We start from the raw sequence: 15,153 nt of genomic DNA, 5'->3' as shown, positions 1-15,153 counted from the left end.
GCAGGCATGCGTTCACTTCGTCGCCGCCACCCGCTGCTCATCTCGGTGCTGTTGTGCATGTGCGCGCTCGTCGTGGCACGGCCGGCGGTGGCGGAGGGGGACCACGGAGGCACCGGAGCTCACGGCATCGCCGGGAGCAGTGTTCGGGTGGCGCGGCTGTACGAGGAGGCGGCGTTGGCGACGCGGCAGTACGAGCTGGGGCGTCGGGAAGCCGAGGCGCAGCAGGCGGAGGCGCGGCGGTTGGAGGGCCTCCTGACCCGTGAGCGGGCCCGGACGGAGGTGCTGCACGAGGACCTCGGGCGGATCGCGCGTGCCCATTACCGTGCGGGCGGAGGGTTGCCGTACACCGCGCAGATGCTCCTCGCGGACGATCCCGAGGAGCTGATGCGCGGTCAACGGGCCGTGTCGCAGGCGGACACAGCGGTCGACAACGCGGTCGTCAAAAGCCGCCGCGCAGAGGCCAGGCTCGCCGCTGACGAGGCGGAGGCGGCCGCGAAATGGCAGAAGCTGGAGCGGTGGAACGCCGAACTCGCCGAGACCAGGCGGGCGATCGAGAAGAAGCTCGAAGCGGCGCGGTGGACGCTCCAGGGCCAGGCGGATGCTTCAGTGGCAGCGGGCGCGTGCCGCGGAGCCACCCGGCTGGACCAGCTCCACAGGGGCTCCACGCGCGCATGGGTCGCGCCCGTGGAGACGTACGAACTCTCCGCGAGCTTCGGCAGCGGCGGTGAACGCTGGGCGCACCGGCACACCGGGCAGGACTTCGCGGTGCCCATCGGCACGCCGGTACGGGCCGTCGGGGCGGGTCGGGTCGTGCGGGTGTCCTGCGGGGGCGCCTTCGGCATCGAGATCGTGATCCGGCATGCCAACGGCTACTACACGCAGTACGCCCATCTCGCCGCCGTCACCGTCGACCGGGGTGAGCGGGTGGACCCGGGGCAGTGGATCGGCCAGTCGGGCACGACCGGCAACTCCACCGGGCCCCATCTGCACTTCGAGGTACGGGTCACACCGGAGCTCGGCTCGGGGATCGACCCGGTCCCGTGGCTGCTGCGGCATGGGGTCGAGCTCTAGCCCATCCGCTACGACTACGGTCGAGCCATCGGGCTACGACTGCTGGTGCTCCATCAGCAGCTGCTCGATCACGACGGCCACCCCGTCCTCGTTGTTGGCGACGGTCCGCCCCGAAGCCGCGGCGATCACGTCGGGGTGCGCGTTTCCCATGGCGTACGAACGGCCCGCCCAGGTGAGCATCTCGACGTCGTTCGGCATGTCCCCGAAGGCGACGACCTCCTCGTGGGAGATGCCTCGCTCGGCGCAGCACAGCGCGAGCGTGCTCGCCTTGGAGACGCCGGGGCCGCTGATCTCCAGCAGGGCGCTGGGGCTGGACCGGGTGATCGTGGCCCGGCCGCCCACGGCGATGCGGGCAGTGGCGAGGAAGGCGTCGGGGTCGATCTCGGGGTGGTACGCGAGGATCTTGAGCACCGGCTCCGCCGCGGCGACGCCGTCCGGGGCCAGCAGCTTCTCCGCGGGCTCCAGGGTGTCGGGGATCTCCATGTGCAGCTTCGGGTACTCCGGCTCCTGGTGGAAGCCGTATGTCTGCTCGACGGCGTACACGGTCCCCGGCGCGGCCGCGCGCAGCAGCCGTACGGCGTCGAGGGCGTTCTCGCGTGCGAGCTCCCGGACCTTGACGAAGCGGTGGGCGCCCGGGCCGCCGTGCAGGTCGACCACGGCGGCGCCGTTCCCGCAGATCGCCAGGCCGTGGCCATGGACGTGCTCGCTGACGACGTCCATCCAGCGGGCCGGGCGGCCGGTGACGAAGAAGACCTCGATGCCCGCTTCCTCGGCGGCCGCGAGGGCGGCGACGGTGCGCACGGAGACCGACTGGTCGTCGCGCAGCAGGGTGCCGTCGAGGTCTGTGGCGATCAGCCGGGGCGGAACGGTCGGGGCCGGAGTCTCGGGCTGTCTCGTCGCTGAGGTCACCGCCTCATTCTCGCGTATGGGTCCTCGCGCCCGTACGGGAGCTCGCGCAGGCGAGTGATCACTGTCCTCACCAGCGGCGTTGTGGCCCGTCATGGTCGGCTCCGTTTCGTCCGCGCTCATCGCAGCTGTGCCGGTGCCTCCATGGCGATGCGCTCGAAGACCTTCTCGTCGGCCGAGAAGTCGGAGTCGGGGATGGGCCAGTGGATCACGATGTCGGTGAAGCCCAACTCGGCGTGGCGGCCCGCGAAGTCCACGAAGGCGTCCAGCGACTGGAGCGGACGGCCGCGGTCGGGGGTGAAACCGGTGAGCAGCACCTTGTCGAGGCCGGCCACGTCACGGCCGATCGCGACGCACGCGTCCGTCAGCTTCTCGGTCTGCCCGCGCAGGGCCGCGACCGACTGTTCGGGAGTGCCCGTCTCGTACAGCTTGGGGTCCCCGGTGGTCACCCATGCCTGGCCGTACCGCGCGGCCAGCTTCATGCCCCGTGGCCCTGTGGCGGCCACCGCGAAGGGCAGCCGGGGGCGCTGTACGCAGCCGGGGATGGTGCGTGCCTCGTGTGCCGAGTAGAAGTCGCCCTCGTAGGACACGGAGTCCTCGGTCAGCAGCCGGTCGAGCAGGGAGACGAACTCGGCGAAGCGGTCGGCGCGCTCGCGCGGTGTCCACGGCTCATGGCCGAGCGCGGTGGAGTCGAAGCCGGTCCCGCCGGCGCCGACGCCGAGGGTGACACGGCCGCCCGAGATGTCGTCGAGGGAGATCAGTTCCTTGGCGAGGGTCACCGGGTGCCGGAAGTTCGGCGAGGTGACCAGGGTGCCCAGACGCAGGCGGTCGGTGATGGCGGCCGCGGCCGTCAGAGTGGGTATCGCTCCGAACCAGGGCCCGTCCCGGAAGCTCCGCCAGGACAGGTGGTCGTACGTGAAGGCGGTGTGGAACCCGAGCTGCTCGGCCCGCTGCCACGCGGATCGTCCGCCCTCGTGCCAGCGGACGTACGGGAGGATCACGGTGCTCAGACGCAGACTCATGGTTCAGAGCCTAAGCGGCGTCGTGGCCTGGTGCGGGGCCGCGAGGCCCGGCACTCGCGCCCGGTGCGCCCCGGGTCGGTCAGTGAGGTCCCGGAAAGCGCAGGTACCGCGGTGGTACGGCCTCGGTCAGCCATACGCCGTTGTCGCTGACGTGGAACACATGGCCGTCGCGGTGCATGGCACCGGCGTCCACGGAGAGCACGACGGGACGGCCGCGGCGGGCGCCCACACGGGTGGCCGTCTCGCGGTCGGGTGAGAGGTGCACGGCGTGCCGGTTCATGGCGCGCAGACCCTCGGTCCGGATGGCCTCCAGGTTGCGGGCCACGGTCCCGTGGTACAGGTACGGCGGTGGCGTCGCCGGGGACAGGCCGAGGTCGACCTCGACGGTGTGGCCCTGGCTGGCTCGGATGCGGGTGCCCTCGACGGCGAAGCGCTGTTTGTCGTTGACGGCTACCACGTGGTCGAGTTCGGCTCTGGTGAGCCGGAAGCCGTGTGCGGCGGCCGCGTCGAGGAGCGTGTCGATCTCCACCCAGCCGCGGTCGTCGAGAGTGAGCCCGATCCGCTCGGGCTGGTGTCGCAGGTGCTTGGCGAGGTACTTGGACACCTTGACGGTGCGTCGGTCGTCCATGCGTCTCGCTCCTTGTTGTTCCTTCATCCCGTCAGCGTGCCTGGGGAGACGCGTATCACGCACGCGATTTTGATCCGGATGTTTGATCCACAAGCAAGTGCAGTTATCCACAGGGGAATTGGCGAATCTGTGGACAACCTCAGGGTCGTTCAGGGTATTTGGGTAACTTCCGTCTCTTTGGTGCGGTTTGCTGTGAGTGAGTCCAAAACCCGTGCCCGTACCTCTCGTTCGGCGGCGATCGTGACGAACTGGGCGCTGTGCTCGGGGCCGACCAATGCTTCCACGGCCCGCATTGTCGCGACCGGTATCGGTACGGGACACGTCCCCTCCGCGGGCTCCAAGGACTGACCGGTACCAAGGTCGTGTTCCCGGTGCCGGTCGGTGAACGCACCCATGGCACGCGCCAGTTCGACGTCCACGGTCTGCCGCGCGAGTGGGCGCAGCCGCCGTACGCATGCCGCCTCGGTCGCCTCCGCGTGGTCAGAAGGGTGGTGCCGGTCCAGGTGGCGCGTGACGACCTGCTCGTCGGCGAACTCCAGGAAGCGGGAGGTGAGATGCTCCACCTGCTCCCTCAACTCCCGCAGCCGACCGGCGACCGCGGACAGCGGGACCCCGGCGGTGTGCAACTGGACTGCCAGGGACAGCTCTTGGGGGCTCGACACGTGGAACAGATCGTCCTCACCGGGAACGGGCGCCAGTACGCCCAGCTCGACCGCGTCCGGCACCGCCGCGTCACCCGGGCCGCCGCCGAACCGCTCCTCCAGCTCGGCCCGGGAGATCCGCAGGGTCTCCTCGCCGGTCCACGGCCTGTCGAACCCGGCGACCAGGCCCAGGATCCCGCCGAGGCCACGGCCCGTGTCCCAGGCATCCAGGAGCTCCTTGATGGAAGCCAGCGTGTATCCGCGGCCCAGGAGGTCGGCGATCTGGCGGAGGCGGGCCACGTGGGCGTCCGAGTACACGTTGGCCCGGCCCCGGCGCTCGGGGCGGGGGAGCAGTCCGCGGTCCTGATAGGCACGTATCGTCCGGACCGTGGCGCCGCTGTGGTGTGCCAGGTCCTCGATGCGGTGGGCGACACCGGCCGATCCGTCGCTCACGGCCCCTGCCTTTCCCCGTCCGGGCGTGAAGTCCCGCCACGTACGCGCGTGATGCCTCTGGGCCGGCCCGCCGCCCGGGCCGCTCTTCGCGTGCTCACAGGGGTGGCTCCACTCGGGCGAGGGCGCGCACCGCCTTCGGCGCGAAGCGGGACAGGAGGCGGCCGCCGCGGGCCTCCGGGGTGACGGGGACGACGGCCTCGTCGCGCACGACCGCACGCAGGATCGCGTCCGCGACCTTCTCCGGCGGGTAGTTGCGCAGCCCGTACAGCCGCGCGCTCTTCTTCTGGAGCCGTTTCTCCTCGTCGGCGTCGACACCCGCGAAGCGCGCGGTCGAGGTGATGTTGGTGTTCACGAAGCCGGGGCAGATCGCCGACACCCCGATCCCCTGCCCGGCCAGCTCCGCGCGCAGGCACTCGCTGAGCATCAGCACGGCCGCCTTGGAGGTGCTGTAGGCGGGCAGGGACTTCGACGGCAGAAACGCGGCCGCCGACGCGATGTTGACGATATGGCCGCCCTGCCCGCGCTCGGCCATCTGCCTGCCGAAGAGCCGGCAGCCGTGGATCACTCCCCACAGGTTGACGTCGAGGATTCTCTTCCAGTCCTCGGGAGTCGTGTCGAGGAAGGCGCCGCCCAGCCCGATCCCGGCGTTGTTCACCAGCACGTCCACCACGCCGTACTCGGCGGCGACCTTCCGGGCGAGCTCCTCCATGGCCTTCTCGTCGGAGACGTCGGCCGGCTCGGCCCAGGCCTCGGGGGCGCCGGTCAGGAGTGACAGCTCCGCCGTACGGGCCGCGCTCTCCGCGTCGCGGTCAACGGCCACCACGCGCGCGCCGGCCTCGGCGAACGCGACGGCGGTGGCCCGCCCGATGCCGCTGCCCGCGCCCGTGACCAGCACGAGCTGCCCGCCGAAGCGGTCGGCGTGCTTGCCGGTGGGCGCCGGGGCGGGCGAGCCGCTCTCGGTGGCCGTGACGAACTCCGTGATCCAGGTGGCCAGTTGATCGGGCCGTGTCAGCGGGACCCAGTGCTTGGCGGGGAGCGTACGGCGGGTGAGCCGCGGGGCCCACAGCTCCAGCCCGTCGTAGAGCCGCTCCGACAGGAACGTGTCCTTCAGGGCCGTGACGAGCTGCACGGGCGCGTGTGCGTAGGCGTCGTCGCGGGGGGTGGACAGCCGTGCCCTGAGATTGTCCCGGTACAGCCACGCGCCGTGCGCCGCGTCCTTGGCCAGCGACGGGGTCGGGTAGTCACCCGGGGGGAGCTTCTCCGTCCGCTGGAGCATCCCGGGCCACCGCTTGCCGAGAGGGCCGCGCCAGGCGAGCTCCGGCAGGGCGGGGGTGTGCAGCACATACACGTACCAGGACCGGGCACCCTGGCCGAGGAGCTGGCCCACCTTGCGGGGCGTCGGGCGCTTCACGCGCTGCTTGATCCAGTGCCCGAAGTGGTCGAGGGAAGGCCCGGACATCGAGGTGAAGGAGGCGATCCGCCCCTCGGTGCGCCCGACCGTCACGAACTCCCAGCACTGCACCGATCCCCAGTCGTGCCCCACCAGGTGCACGGGCCGGTCGGGGCTGACCGCGTCCGCGACCGCGAGGAAGTCGTCGGTCAGCTTGGCCAGGGTGAATCCGCCGCGCAGCGGCTGCGGCGCCGTGGACCTGCCGTGCCCGCGGACGTCGTAGAGAACGACGTGGAAGCGGTCGGCCAGGCGGGGCGCGACCTCGGACCACACCTCTTTGGAGTCGGGGTAGCCGTGCACGAGTATGACCGTGGGCCGGCCCGGGTCGCCCAGCTCCGCGACGCACAGCTCGATGCCACCCGTCCGCACCCAGCGTTCCCGCGCGGCCGTGAGTCCCTCGCCCGTCACCGGTCCCCTCGCCATTGCCCTGCCCCCCGGTCGATGCCGACTTCGGTACGTGTCCGAACTTGACACTGACGAATGTGACAATGACCGACGGGTGCGTCAATAGCCGCGTACGAGGCCTGTGGATAACGTGGCTGGCTGGCTGGCTGGCTGGCTGGCTGGCTGGCCGACCGGCTGGCGTCACTGTCTGGCCCTTTCTGACCCATCCCGTATTTGTCGTGATGCGCTCAGTACCTCTTCTCATCCGGCTCGTACGGATGAGGGCCCCTTCCGCCGATGTCCGTCGCACTCGCCCGGTTGTTCGACCTCAGGGGTGGACCCCTACGGGCCCGTACTACTCGAGGCTGACTCGCAGACAGCTCTGCGGGGTGACGACGGCTGTGGTCTGCGCCACTAACGTCGAAGGCGTGACTGTGATCGCGACCGAAAGCCTGAGCAAGCGGTTCCCCAGGGTGACCGCGCTTGACCGGCTCTCCGTGGACGTCGGGCCCGGTGTGACGGGACTCGTCGGTGCCAACGGAGCCGGCAAGTCCACACTGATCAAGATCCTGCTGGGTCTGTCCCCCGCCACGGAGGGCCGAGCCGAAGTGCTCGGGTTCGACGTCGCCGACCCGTCGTCGGGTGGTGCCATCCGCGAGCGGGTCGGTTATATGCCGGAGCACGACTGCCTGCCGCCCGACGTCTCGGCCACCGAGTTCGTCGTGCACATGGCTCGTATGTCCGGGCTCCCCCCGACCGCGGCCCGCGAGCGCACGGCGGACACGTTGCGCCACGTCGGTCTCTACGAGGAGCGCTACCGCCCCATCGGCGGTTACTCGACAGGCATGAAGCAGCGCGTCAAACTCGCCCAGGCCCTGGTCCATGACCCGCAGATGGTCTTCCTGGACGAGCCGACCAACGGCCTCGACCCGGTCGGCCGTGACGAGATGCTCGGTCTGATCCGCCGTATCCACACGGACTTCGGCATCTCGGTCCTGGTCACCTCCCACCTGCTGGGCGAGCTGGAGCGCACCTGCGACCACGTGGTCGTCATCGACGGCGGCAAGCTCCTGCGGTCCAGCTCCACCAAGGACTTCACCCAGATCACGACCACGCTCGCGATCGAGGTCACCGACACCGACGAGCACCCCGACGGCACACGTGTGATGCGCGAGGCGCTCCACGCGCGCGGGGTGGAGACCCACGAGGGCGCCGGCCTTCCCGGCGCGGGCCACATCCTGCTGCTCACCGCACAGGGGGAGGAAACGTACGACCTCGTGCGCGACGTGGTCGCCGACCTGGGCCTCGGACTGGTCCGCATGGAGCAGCGCAGGCATCACATCTCGGAGGTCTTCAAGGACGGCGACGAGCGGGCGGACGTCCCGGCGGACGCGACGGACGTACGGAAGGAGGCGGTCGGCCATGGCGGTTGAGCAGTCCAGGACCCAGGCCCCGGCACGCGCGGGCGAGCAGCCCACCGCGCGCGCGGGTGAGCAGACCCGCATCCACGACATCGGCTACCGCAGCTACGACGGCCCGCGCCTGGGCCGCGCGTACGCCCGCCGGTCCCTCTACTCGCAGTCCCTGCGCGGCGCGTACGGGCTGGGCCGCTCGGCCAAGTCCAAGGTGCTGCCGATGCTGCTCTTCACAGTGATGTGCGTTCCCGCACTGATCATGGTGGCGGTCGCGGTCGCCACACAGGCGAACGACCTGCCCGTCGACTACACGCGGTACGCGGTCATCATGCAGGCCCTGATCGGCCTGTACCTCGCTTCGCAGGCACCGCAGGCCGTCTCGCGCGACCTGCGCTTCAAGACGGTGCCGCTGTACTTCTCCCGCCCCATCGAGACCGCCGACTACGTGCGCGCGAAGTACGCGGGGCTGGCCTCGGCGCTGTTCATCCTGACCGCCGCGCCGCTCGTCGTGCTCTATGTGGGCGCGCTGCTGGCCAAGCTCGACTTCACCGACCAGACAAAGGGATTCGCCCAGGGACTGCTCTCCGTGGCACTGCTCTCGCTCCTCTTCGCCGGCATCGGCCTGGTGATCTCGGCGGTGACACCCCGTCGCGGCTTCGGCGTCGCGGCCGTCATCGCCGTCATGACCATCTCCTACGGAGCCGTGTCCGTCGTCCAGGCCATCGCCTTCGAACAGTCGAGCAGCGACGTCATCCCCTGGCTCGGCCTCTTCTCTCCCATCACGCTCATAGACGGGGTGCAGTCCGCCTTCCTGGGCGCATCCTCCGCCTTCCCCGGCGGAGTCGGGCCCTCGAACGGGCAGGGAGTCGTCTACGTCCTCGTCGTCCTGGGCCTCATCGCGGGCTGCTACGGCCTGCTGATGCGCCGCTATCGAAAGGTCGGGCTGTGACCACGCTGAACATCGACCACGTGTCCCGCTGGTTCGGCAACGTGGTCGCCGTCAACGACATCACCATGACGATCGGCCCCGGCGTCACCGGCCTGCTCGGTCCGAACGGCGCCGGGAAGTCCACCCTCATCAACATGATGGGCGGCTTCCTCGCCCCCTCCACGGGCTCCGTCACCCTCGACGGCAAGCCGGTCTGGCGCAACGAGCAGATCTACCGGCACATCGGCATCGTTCCCGAGCGCGAGGCGATGTACGACTTCCTCACGGGCCGCGAATTCGTCGTCGCCAACGCCGAGTTGCACGGCCTCGGCAAGAAGGCCGCCCAAAAGGCCCTCGCCACGGTCGAGATGGAGTACGCGCAGGACCGCAAGATCTCGACGTACTCCAAGGGCATGCGGCAGCGCGTGAAGATGGCGAGCGCCCTCGTCCACGACCCGTCCCTGCTCCTGCTCGACGAGCCCTTCAACGGTATGGACCCGCGCCAGCGCATGCAGCTCATGGACCTGCTGCGGCGCATGGGCGACGAGGGCCGCACGGTGCTGTTCTCGTCCCACATCCTCGAGGAGGTCGAGCAACTCGCCGCCCATATCGAGGTGATCGTCGCGGGGCGGCACGCGGCGAGCGGTGACTTCCGGCGCATCCGCCGCCTGATGACCGACCGCCCGCACCGTTACCTGGTCCGCTCCAGCGACGACCGCGCGCTCGCGTCCGCACTGATCGCGGACCCGTCGACGGCGGGGATCGAGGTGGACCTGGCGGAGGGGGCGTTGCGCATCCAGGCCGTCGACTTCGGCCGGTTCACGGCCCTGCTGCCGCAGGTGGCGAGGGATCACGGCATCCGCCTGCTGACGGTCTCGCCCTCGGACGAGTCCCTTGAGTCCGTCTTCTCGTATCTGGTCGCGGCGTAGGAGGCCGAAGATGTACGACCCCACAGTCGCCCGGCTCACCTACCGAGCCCTGCTCGGCCGCCGCCGAGCCCTCATCCTCGGCGCGCTGCCCATTCTGCTGATCATGATCTCCGCGGCCGTGCGCACCTTCAGCGGGGCCGATGACCAGGTGGCCGCGGACGTGCTCGGCGGTTTCGCGCTCGCCACCATGGTGCCGATCATCGGTGTCATCGCGGGAACGGGCGCGATCGGGCCCGAGATCGACGACGGCTCGGTGGTGTACCTGCTGTCCAAGCCGGTGAAGCGGCCCACGATCATCTTCACCAAGCTGATCGTGGCGATAGCCGTGACCATGGTGTTCTCGGCGGTTCCGACACTCGTCGCGGGACTGATCCTCAACGGCAACGGTCAGCAGATCGCGCTCGCGTACACGGTGGCGGCCCTGGTCGCGTCGATCGCGTACGCCGCGCTCTTCCTCCTGCTGGGGACGGTGACCCGGCACGCGGTCATCTTCGGCCTCGTCTACGCGCTCGTCTGGGAAGCTCTCTTCGGTTCCCTGGTGCCCGGTGCGCGCACCCTCAGCGTCCAGCAGTGGGCCCTCGCGGTCGCCCACAAGGTCGCGGGCGGGGACCTCGTCACCTCGGACGTGGGGCTGTCCACCGCGGTGATCCTGCTGGCCGCGGTCACCGCGGGAGCGACCTGGTACGCGGGTCAGAAGCTGCGGACGCTGAAACTGGCCGGGGAGGAGTGACGGGGCCCTGCGGGCCGGGCGGAAGCCACGTGCGGGGCACGCACTCGTGGAGACGCCGCTCTTGACGGTGGCTTCACAAGTGTCCGGGCACACTGGGCAAAGGGGATGGACGAGCAGGAGGAACGGGGATGGCAGCCGAGGAGTCGAAGAGCGAGGCACAGGGGGCTTCCGGGGACGGCGCCGGGTCTGACGACGTCTGGGACGACCTGGTCCTGGACGAGGACTTCATACGGTCCGCGGAGAGTTCCGAGCCGTCCGCGCGGGCCCGGATGCTCGCGGCCCGCTGGCGCGACCAGGCCCCCGATCCTCAGCCCTGGCGGTCCGACGAGCCGCCCGCGGGCTGGTTCTTCAGCAAGGCCCGCCGCCGGAAGTGGCGCCGCCGGTAGGTGCCCGGTCAGGTCACCCGATAGAGGCTCGCTGGTCGCTGGTCGCTGGTCGCTGGGGGCTTTGGGTGCTGGGTGGTGTTTTATTCGGTGGCGTCCGACTTGGCGTCCGGGCACAGTGGATCTGTCCCCGATGCCGGTGTGAGCCGGTGTCACGGTCTGGGAGCGGGGCCTGGCGATCCGTGCGTCAGGTTCCCGACAGGGCAGCCCGCGGCGGGTTCCGGAGCGCTACCTCCGTCGAGCCCGTTCCGCACGGGGAGCTGCCCGGGGCGGCCGCTTCGAGCGCGCGATCTCGCGCGGGCCGCCCACCCGGGCGCTGCCGCTGGGTTCGGCGGACTTCGGTTCGCCGCTTCGTGGCGGAGTTCCTCGCCGGCCCGCCTTTCCGGTCGGGCCGGCGAGGAACAGCGGTGCCCGCCATGACGCAGGCTGACCAGAAGTCATAGGCATCCGCGTCATGAGGCATCCGCGTGGCCTGGCAAGCCTCTAGCCCAGCAGGCGCTCCACCACGACCGCGATGCCGTCGTCCTCGTTGGAGGCGGTCACCTCGTCGGCGACGGACTTGAGTTCCTCGTGGGCGTTGGCCATGGCGACACCGTGTGCGGCCCAGGAGAACATCGGGATGTCGTTGGGCATGTCGCCGAAGGCGATGGTGTCGGGGGCGCGGAAGCCGAGGCGGCGGGCGGCCAGAGAGAGGCCGGTGGCCTTGGTGAGGCCCAGTGGAAGGATCTCCACGATGCCCTTGCCGGCCATCACCACGCCGACCAGGCCGCCCGCGACCTGGCGGGACACGTCGGCGAGTTCGTCGTCGGAGAGGGTCGGGTGCTGGACGTACAGCTTGTTCAGGGGCGCCGACCAGAGGTCCTCCGCGTCCTTGATCGGCTGGTACGGCAGTGGGCCGTCATGGACGCGGTAGCCGGGCGCGACGACGATGTCGCCGTCCAGGCCGGCACGGCTCGCGGCGAGCAGCAGGGGACCGACCTCCGCCTCGATCTTGGCCAGGGCCAGGGTCGCGAGCTGGCGGTCCAGGGTCACCGCGGTCAGCAGCCGGTGCTCCCCGGCGTCGTACACCTGCGCTCCCTGGCCGCAGACCGCGAGGCCCCGGTAGCCGAGGTCCTCCAGGATGTGCTTCGTCCACGGCACGGCACGCCCGGTGACCACGATGTGCGCGGCGCCCGCCGCCGTGGCGGCGGCGAGCGCGGCGCGGGTGCGCTCCGAGACGGTTCCGTCGGAGCGCAGCAGCGTTCCGTCGAGGTCCGTCGCGAGCAGTTTGTAGGGGAAACTCCGGTCAGCGGCCTCGTCGCTCACTTGGCTACCGGCTCCAGGACCTCACGGCCGCCCAGATAGGGGCGCAGTACCTCGGGCACCCGTACGGAGCCGTCGGCCTGCTGGTGGTTCTCCAGGATCGCGACGATGGTGCGTGGAACGGCGCAGAGCGTGCCGTTCAGCGTCGCCAGCGGGCGGACCGTCTTGCCGTCGCGGACACGGATCGACAGACGACGGGACTGGAACTCGGTGCAGTCCGAGGTCGACGTCAGTTCGCGGTACTTGCCCTGGGTCGGGATCCACGCCTCGCAGTCGAACTTGCGCGACGCCGAGGAGCCCAGGTCACCGCTCGCCACGTCGATCACGCGGTACGGCAGTTCCAGCGACGTCAGCCACTGCTTCTCCCACTCCAGCAGACGCCGGTGCTCCTCCTGCGAGTCCTCCGGAGCGACATACGAGAACATCTCGACCTTGTCGAACTGGTGGACGCGGAAGATGCCGCGGGTGTCCTTGCCGTGCGAACCGGCCTCGCGGCGGAAGCACGGCGAGAAGCCGGCGTAGCGCAGCGGGAGGCGGTCGGCGTCGATGATCTCGTCCATGTGGTACGCGGCCAGCGGCACCTCGGACGTGCCGACCAGGTACAGGTCGTCCTTGTCGAGGTGGTAGACGTCCTGTGCGGCCTGGCCGAGGAAGCCGGTGCCGGCCATCGACTGCGGGCGGACCAGCGCCGGGGTCAGCATGGGCGTGAAACCGGCGGCCGTGGCCTGCGCGATCGCCGCGTTCACCAGGGCCAGCTCCAGCAGGGCGCCCACGCCGGTGAGGAAGTAGAAGCGCGAGCCCGAGACCTTGGCGCCGCGCTCGACGTCGATCGCGCCGAGGATCTGGCCGAGCTCCAGGTGGTCCTTGGGCTCGAAGCCCTCGGCCGTGAAGTCGCGGATCTCGCCGTGCGTCTCGAGCGTGACGAAGTCCTCCTCGCCGCCGACGGGCACGTCGGGGTGGACGAGGTTGCCGAGCTGGACCAGGAGTTCCTGGGTCTCGGCCGCGGCCTCGTCCCGCTCGGCGTCGGCCGCCTTGACGTCGGCGGCCAGCTGGCTCGCCTTCTTCAGCAGCTCGGCCTTCTCGTCGCCCGAGGCCTTCGGGATCAGCTTGCCGAGCGACCTCTGCTCGGCGCGGAGCTCGTCGAAGCGGACGCCGGACGACCTGCGCCGCTCGTCGGCAGACAGGAGGGCGTCGACGAGCGCGACGTCCTCTCCACGGGCGCGCTGCGACGCACGCACACGGTCGGGGTCCTCACGGAGCAGGCGAAGGTCAATCACCCCTCAAGGCTACCGGTGCGCGGTTCCCGCCCACGACTTGAAAAGGCGATATGAGAATTTTATTTGCCTTTGAGTGAAATGCCGATCCCGCTCAGGCCGTTCTTGGATCGGCCTCAGGTCGCTGCCGAGTGAGGCCGAGTGTCGCCGAGTGTCAATGGGCAGAAGATCCGTTCCCTGAAAGGGGGTGGGTGTGGTGGTCTCGGGTTGACTCGACTTCCTTGGGAGGGCGGGGCTCACGTATCGGGTGCCCAGGGAAATCCACAGGCTCATGGAGTTATCCACAGGCTGTGTGAAAGATCTGTGGACTACGAAGACCGTCGCCCCCGGAAGTGGTGTGCGAAGCGAGAAATTTCCTGCCCAAACTCTCGCCGCGCTCACTTTCGAGTGGAAAAGGGTCGTTTGAGGGATTGCCTGCGTGAAACAAGTGGGCGAGGGGTGATGTGCAGGGCCGTTGGGGAGCTGGGGTGTCCAGGGGGATTTGTCGACTGAGTGACACCCCGTTGTCGACTTGTCCCCAGGTCGAGAAGCGAGCCTGTGGATAACTTCTGAGGGTGGAGAAAATCAGCAGGTAGGACAGGCTGCCAACGCTGTGCACAACCGGAACCGCAGGCCGGACCGCAGCTCGGAGCCGCACCCGGGACCGCAGCCCGACCCTGGAACCGCCGGGCTAGAACCTGCCGTCCTGACAGCGGGCAACCCAGTCGGCCGCCGCCACGAACTCCTCGTCGGATGTCCCCTGCCGCGGCGTCGGGACGTCCTGCACGGTGGCGTCCGCGCGCGGGTACGAGCCCAGGTACCGCACCTCCAGGCAGATCCGCCTGAGCCCCATCAGGGCCTCCGCCACCCGCCGGTCGGTGATGTGTCCCTCGGCGTCGACGGCGAAGCAGTAGTTGCCGATGCCCTGGCCGGTGGGACGGGACTGCAGCAGCATGAGGTTCACGCCCCGCACGGCGAACTCGCCCAGCAGGTCGCGCAGCGCGCCGGGGTGGTCGTCGCGCTGCCAGATGACCACCGACGTCTTGTCCGCGCCGGTCGGTGCCGCGGGGCGGGCGGGGCGGCCGACGAGGACGAAGCGGGTCTGGGCGTTCTCCGCGTCGTGGATCCCGGTCTCCAGGGCCTCCAGACCGTATCGGGCCGCCGCGAACTCGCCCGCGAAGGCCGCGTCGTAACGGCCCTCCTGGACCAGCCGGGCGCCGTCCGCGTTCGAGGCCGCCGACTCCCAGACGACCTCGGTCGGCAGGTTCGCCTTCATCCAGTTGCGGACCTGCGGCTGGGCGGCCGGGTGCGCGGTGACCGTCTTGATGTCCGACAGCTTCGTGCCCGGCCTGACCAGCAGGGCGAAGGTGATCGAGAGGAGTACTTCGCGGTAGATCATCAGCGGGGCACCCGCGACCAGTTCGTCGAGGGTGGCCGTGATGCCGCCCTCGACGGAGTTCTCGATCGGTACGAACGCGGCCTCGGCCTCGCCGTTGCGGACGGCGTCGAGTGCGGCGGCGACGGAGACCACGGGAACGAGCTCCCGGGTGGCCGACTCCGGCAGGGTGCGCAGGGCGACCTCGGTGAAGGTGCCCTCGGGACCGAGGTACGCGTAACTGGCTGGCATGGCCTCACCCTAATGGGCCTTGCGTGACCCG

The 15,153-nt window shown here is 70.1% G+C and carries 14 protein-coding genes; 6 read left to right on the top strand and 8 right to left on the bottom strand.

What is annotated here, in order from left to right; translation table 11 throughout:
- The first annotated feature begins 6 nt into the window (after positions 1–6).
- The gene (locus tag FNH04_RS02515) at positions 7–1,071 is read left to right on the top strand and encodes a M23 family metallopeptidase (protein ID WP_152779846.1); all 1,065 of its coding nucleotides are present in this window, start codon (positions 7–9) and stop codon (positions 1,069–1,071) included.
- Positions 1,072–1,104: 33 nt separating this feature from the next.
- Here FNH04_RS02515 and FNH04_RS02510 read toward each other — a convergent pair whose 3' ends face one another.
- The 5 genes from FNH04_RS02510 to FNH04_RS02490 form a co-directional block, all read right to left on the bottom strand.
- Positions 1,105–1,980 (bottom strand): HAD family hydrolase, encoded by an 876-nt coding sequence (locus FNH04_RS02510; RefSeq protein ID WP_322722498.1) that lies wholly within the window; start codon positions 1,978–1,980, stop codon positions 1,105–1,107.
- A 116-nt stretch (positions 1,981–2,096) separates the two neighbouring features.
- Positions 2,097–2,999 (bottom strand): LLM class flavin-dependent oxidoreductase, encoded by a 903-nt coding sequence (locus tag FNH04_RS02505; protein ID WP_152779844.1) that lies wholly within the window; start codon positions 2,997–2,999, stop codon positions 2,097–2,099.
- A gap of 79 nt (positions 3,000–3,078) precedes the next feature.
- Positions 3,079–3,627, bottom strand: coding sequence for an RNA 2'-phosphotransferase (locus tag FNH04_RS02500; protein WP_152779842.1), 549 nt, complete (start codon positions 3,625–3,627; stop codon positions 3,079–3,081).
- 149 nt (positions 3,628–3,776) lie between these two features.
- Positions 3,777–4,721, bottom strand: coding sequence for a MerR family transcriptional regulator (locus FNH04_RS02495; protein WP_322722495.1), 945 nt, complete (start codon positions 4,719–4,721; stop codon positions 3,777–3,779).
- Positions 4,722–4,815: 94 nt separating this feature from the next.
- Positions 4,816–6,594, bottom strand: coding sequence for an SDR family oxidoreductase (locus tag FNH04_RS02490; RefSeq protein WP_152779840.1), 1,779 nt, complete (start codon positions 6,592–6,594; stop codon positions 4,816–4,818).
- A gap of 395 nt (positions 6,595–6,989) precedes the next feature.
- Between FNH04_RS02490 and FNH04_RS02485 the strand changes: the two genes are divergently transcribed.
- The 5 genes from FNH04_RS02485 (at position 6,990) to FNH04_RS02465 (ending at position 10,943) form a co-directional block, all read left to right on the top strand.
- Entirely contained in the window at positions 6,990–7,988 is a 999-nt protein-coding gene (locus FNH04_RS02485) for an ABC transporter ATP-binding protein (RefSeq protein ID WP_322722517.1), read from the top strand.
- Positions 7,978–8,919 (top strand): ABC transporter permease subunit, encoded by a 942-nt coding sequence (locus FNH04_RS02480; protein ID WP_152779838.1) that lies wholly within the window; start codon positions 7,978–7,980, stop codon positions 8,917–8,919. The genes FNH04_RS02485 and FNH04_RS02480 overlap by 11 nt, the downstream gene beginning before the upstream one ends.
- Positions 8,916–9,827 carry an ABC transporter ATP-binding protein gene (locus FNH04_RS02475; RefSeq protein ID WP_322722492.1) on the top strand — a complete coding sequence of 304 codons (912 nt, stop codon included), beginning with the start codon at positions 8,916–8,918 and terminating at the stop codon, positions 9,825–9,827. The genes FNH04_RS02480 and FNH04_RS02475 overlap by 4 nt, the downstream gene beginning before the upstream one ends.
- A 10-nt stretch (positions 9,828–9,837) precedes the next feature.
- Positions 9,838–10,557 (top strand): ABC transporter permease, encoded by a 720-nt coding sequence (locus FNH04_RS02470; RefSeq protein WP_152779836.1) that lies wholly within the window; start codon positions 9,838–9,840, stop codon positions 10,555–10,557.
- Between the two features lie 128 nt (positions 10,558–10,685).
- On the top strand, positions 10,686–10,943 hold the full coding sequence (locus FNH04_RS02465) for an SGM_3592 family protein (protein ID WP_152779833.1): 258 nt from the start codon (positions 10,686–10,688) through the stop codon (positions 10,941–10,943).
- Between the two features lie 480 nt (positions 10,944–11,423).
- On the opposite strand, the gene FNH04_RS02460 is transcribed toward FNH04_RS02465, so the two are convergent.
- The 3 genes from FNH04_RS02460 to pheA all read right to left on the bottom strand — a co-directional run bounded on the left by FNH04_RS02460 (position 11,424) and on the right by pheA (position 15,122).
- A complete protein-coding gene (locus FNH04_RS02460) occupies positions 11,424–12,245 on the bottom strand; it encodes an HAD family hydrolase (RefSeq protein ID WP_322722488.1) in 822 nt (273 codons plus the stop codon).
- Entirely contained in the window at positions 12,242–13,519 is a 1,278-nt protein-coding gene (gene serS, locus FNH04_RS02455) for a serine--tRNA ligase (protein WP_322722486.1), read from the bottom strand. Before serS ends, FNH04_RS02460 begins: the two co-directional genes overlap by 4 nt.
- 667 nt (positions 13,520–14,186) lie before the next feature.
- Complete coding sequence (gene pheA, locus FNH04_RS02450) at positions 14,187–15,122, bottom strand: prephenate dehydratase (protein WP_152779831.1); 936 nt, start codon at positions 15,120–15,122, stop codon at positions 14,187–14,189.
- Positions 15,123–15,153: the final 31 nt, after the last annotated feature.

The organism is Streptomyces phyllanthi (assembly GCF_009377205.1).
GTDB lineage: Bacteria > Actinomycetota > Actinomycetes > Streptomycetales > Streptomycetaceae > Streptomyces > Streptomyces phyllanthi.
Note: the sequence above shows the minus strand (reverse complement) of the source record. Positions and strands in the feature narration are given on the sequence as shown.

Coding starts and splice junctions, on each gene's coding strand:
- FNH04_RS02515 (WP_152779846.1), top strand. CDS start 7: ATGCGTTCACTTCGTCGCCGCCACCCGCTGCTCATCTCGGTGCTGTTG.
- FNH04_RS02505 (WP_152779844.1), bottom strand. CDS start 2,999: ATGAGTCTGCGTCTGAGCACCGTGATCCTCCCGTACGTCCGCTGGCAC.
- FNH04_RS02500 (WP_152779842.1), bottom strand. CDS start 3,627: ATGGACGACCGACGCACCGTCAAGGTGTCCAAGTACCTCGCCAAGCAC.
- FNH04_RS02490 (WP_152779840.1), bottom strand. CDS start 6,594: ATGGCGAGGGGACCGGTGACGGGCGAGGGACTCACGGCCGCGCGGGAA.
- FNH04_RS02480 (WP_152779838.1), top strand. CDS start 7,978: ATGGCGGTTGAGCAGTCCAGGACCCAGGCCCCGGCACGCGCGGGCGAG.
- FNH04_RS02470 (WP_152779836.1), top strand. CDS start 9,838: ATGTACGACCCCACAGTCGCCCGGCTCACCTACCGAGCCCTGCTCGGC.
- FNH04_RS02465 (WP_152779833.1), top strand. CDS start 10,686: ATGGCAGCCGAGGAGTCGAAGAGCGAGGCACAGGGGGCTTCCGGGGAC.
- pheA (WP_152779831.1), bottom strand. CDS start 15,122: ATGCCAGCCAGTTACGCGTACCTCGGTCCCGAGGGCACCTTCACCGAG.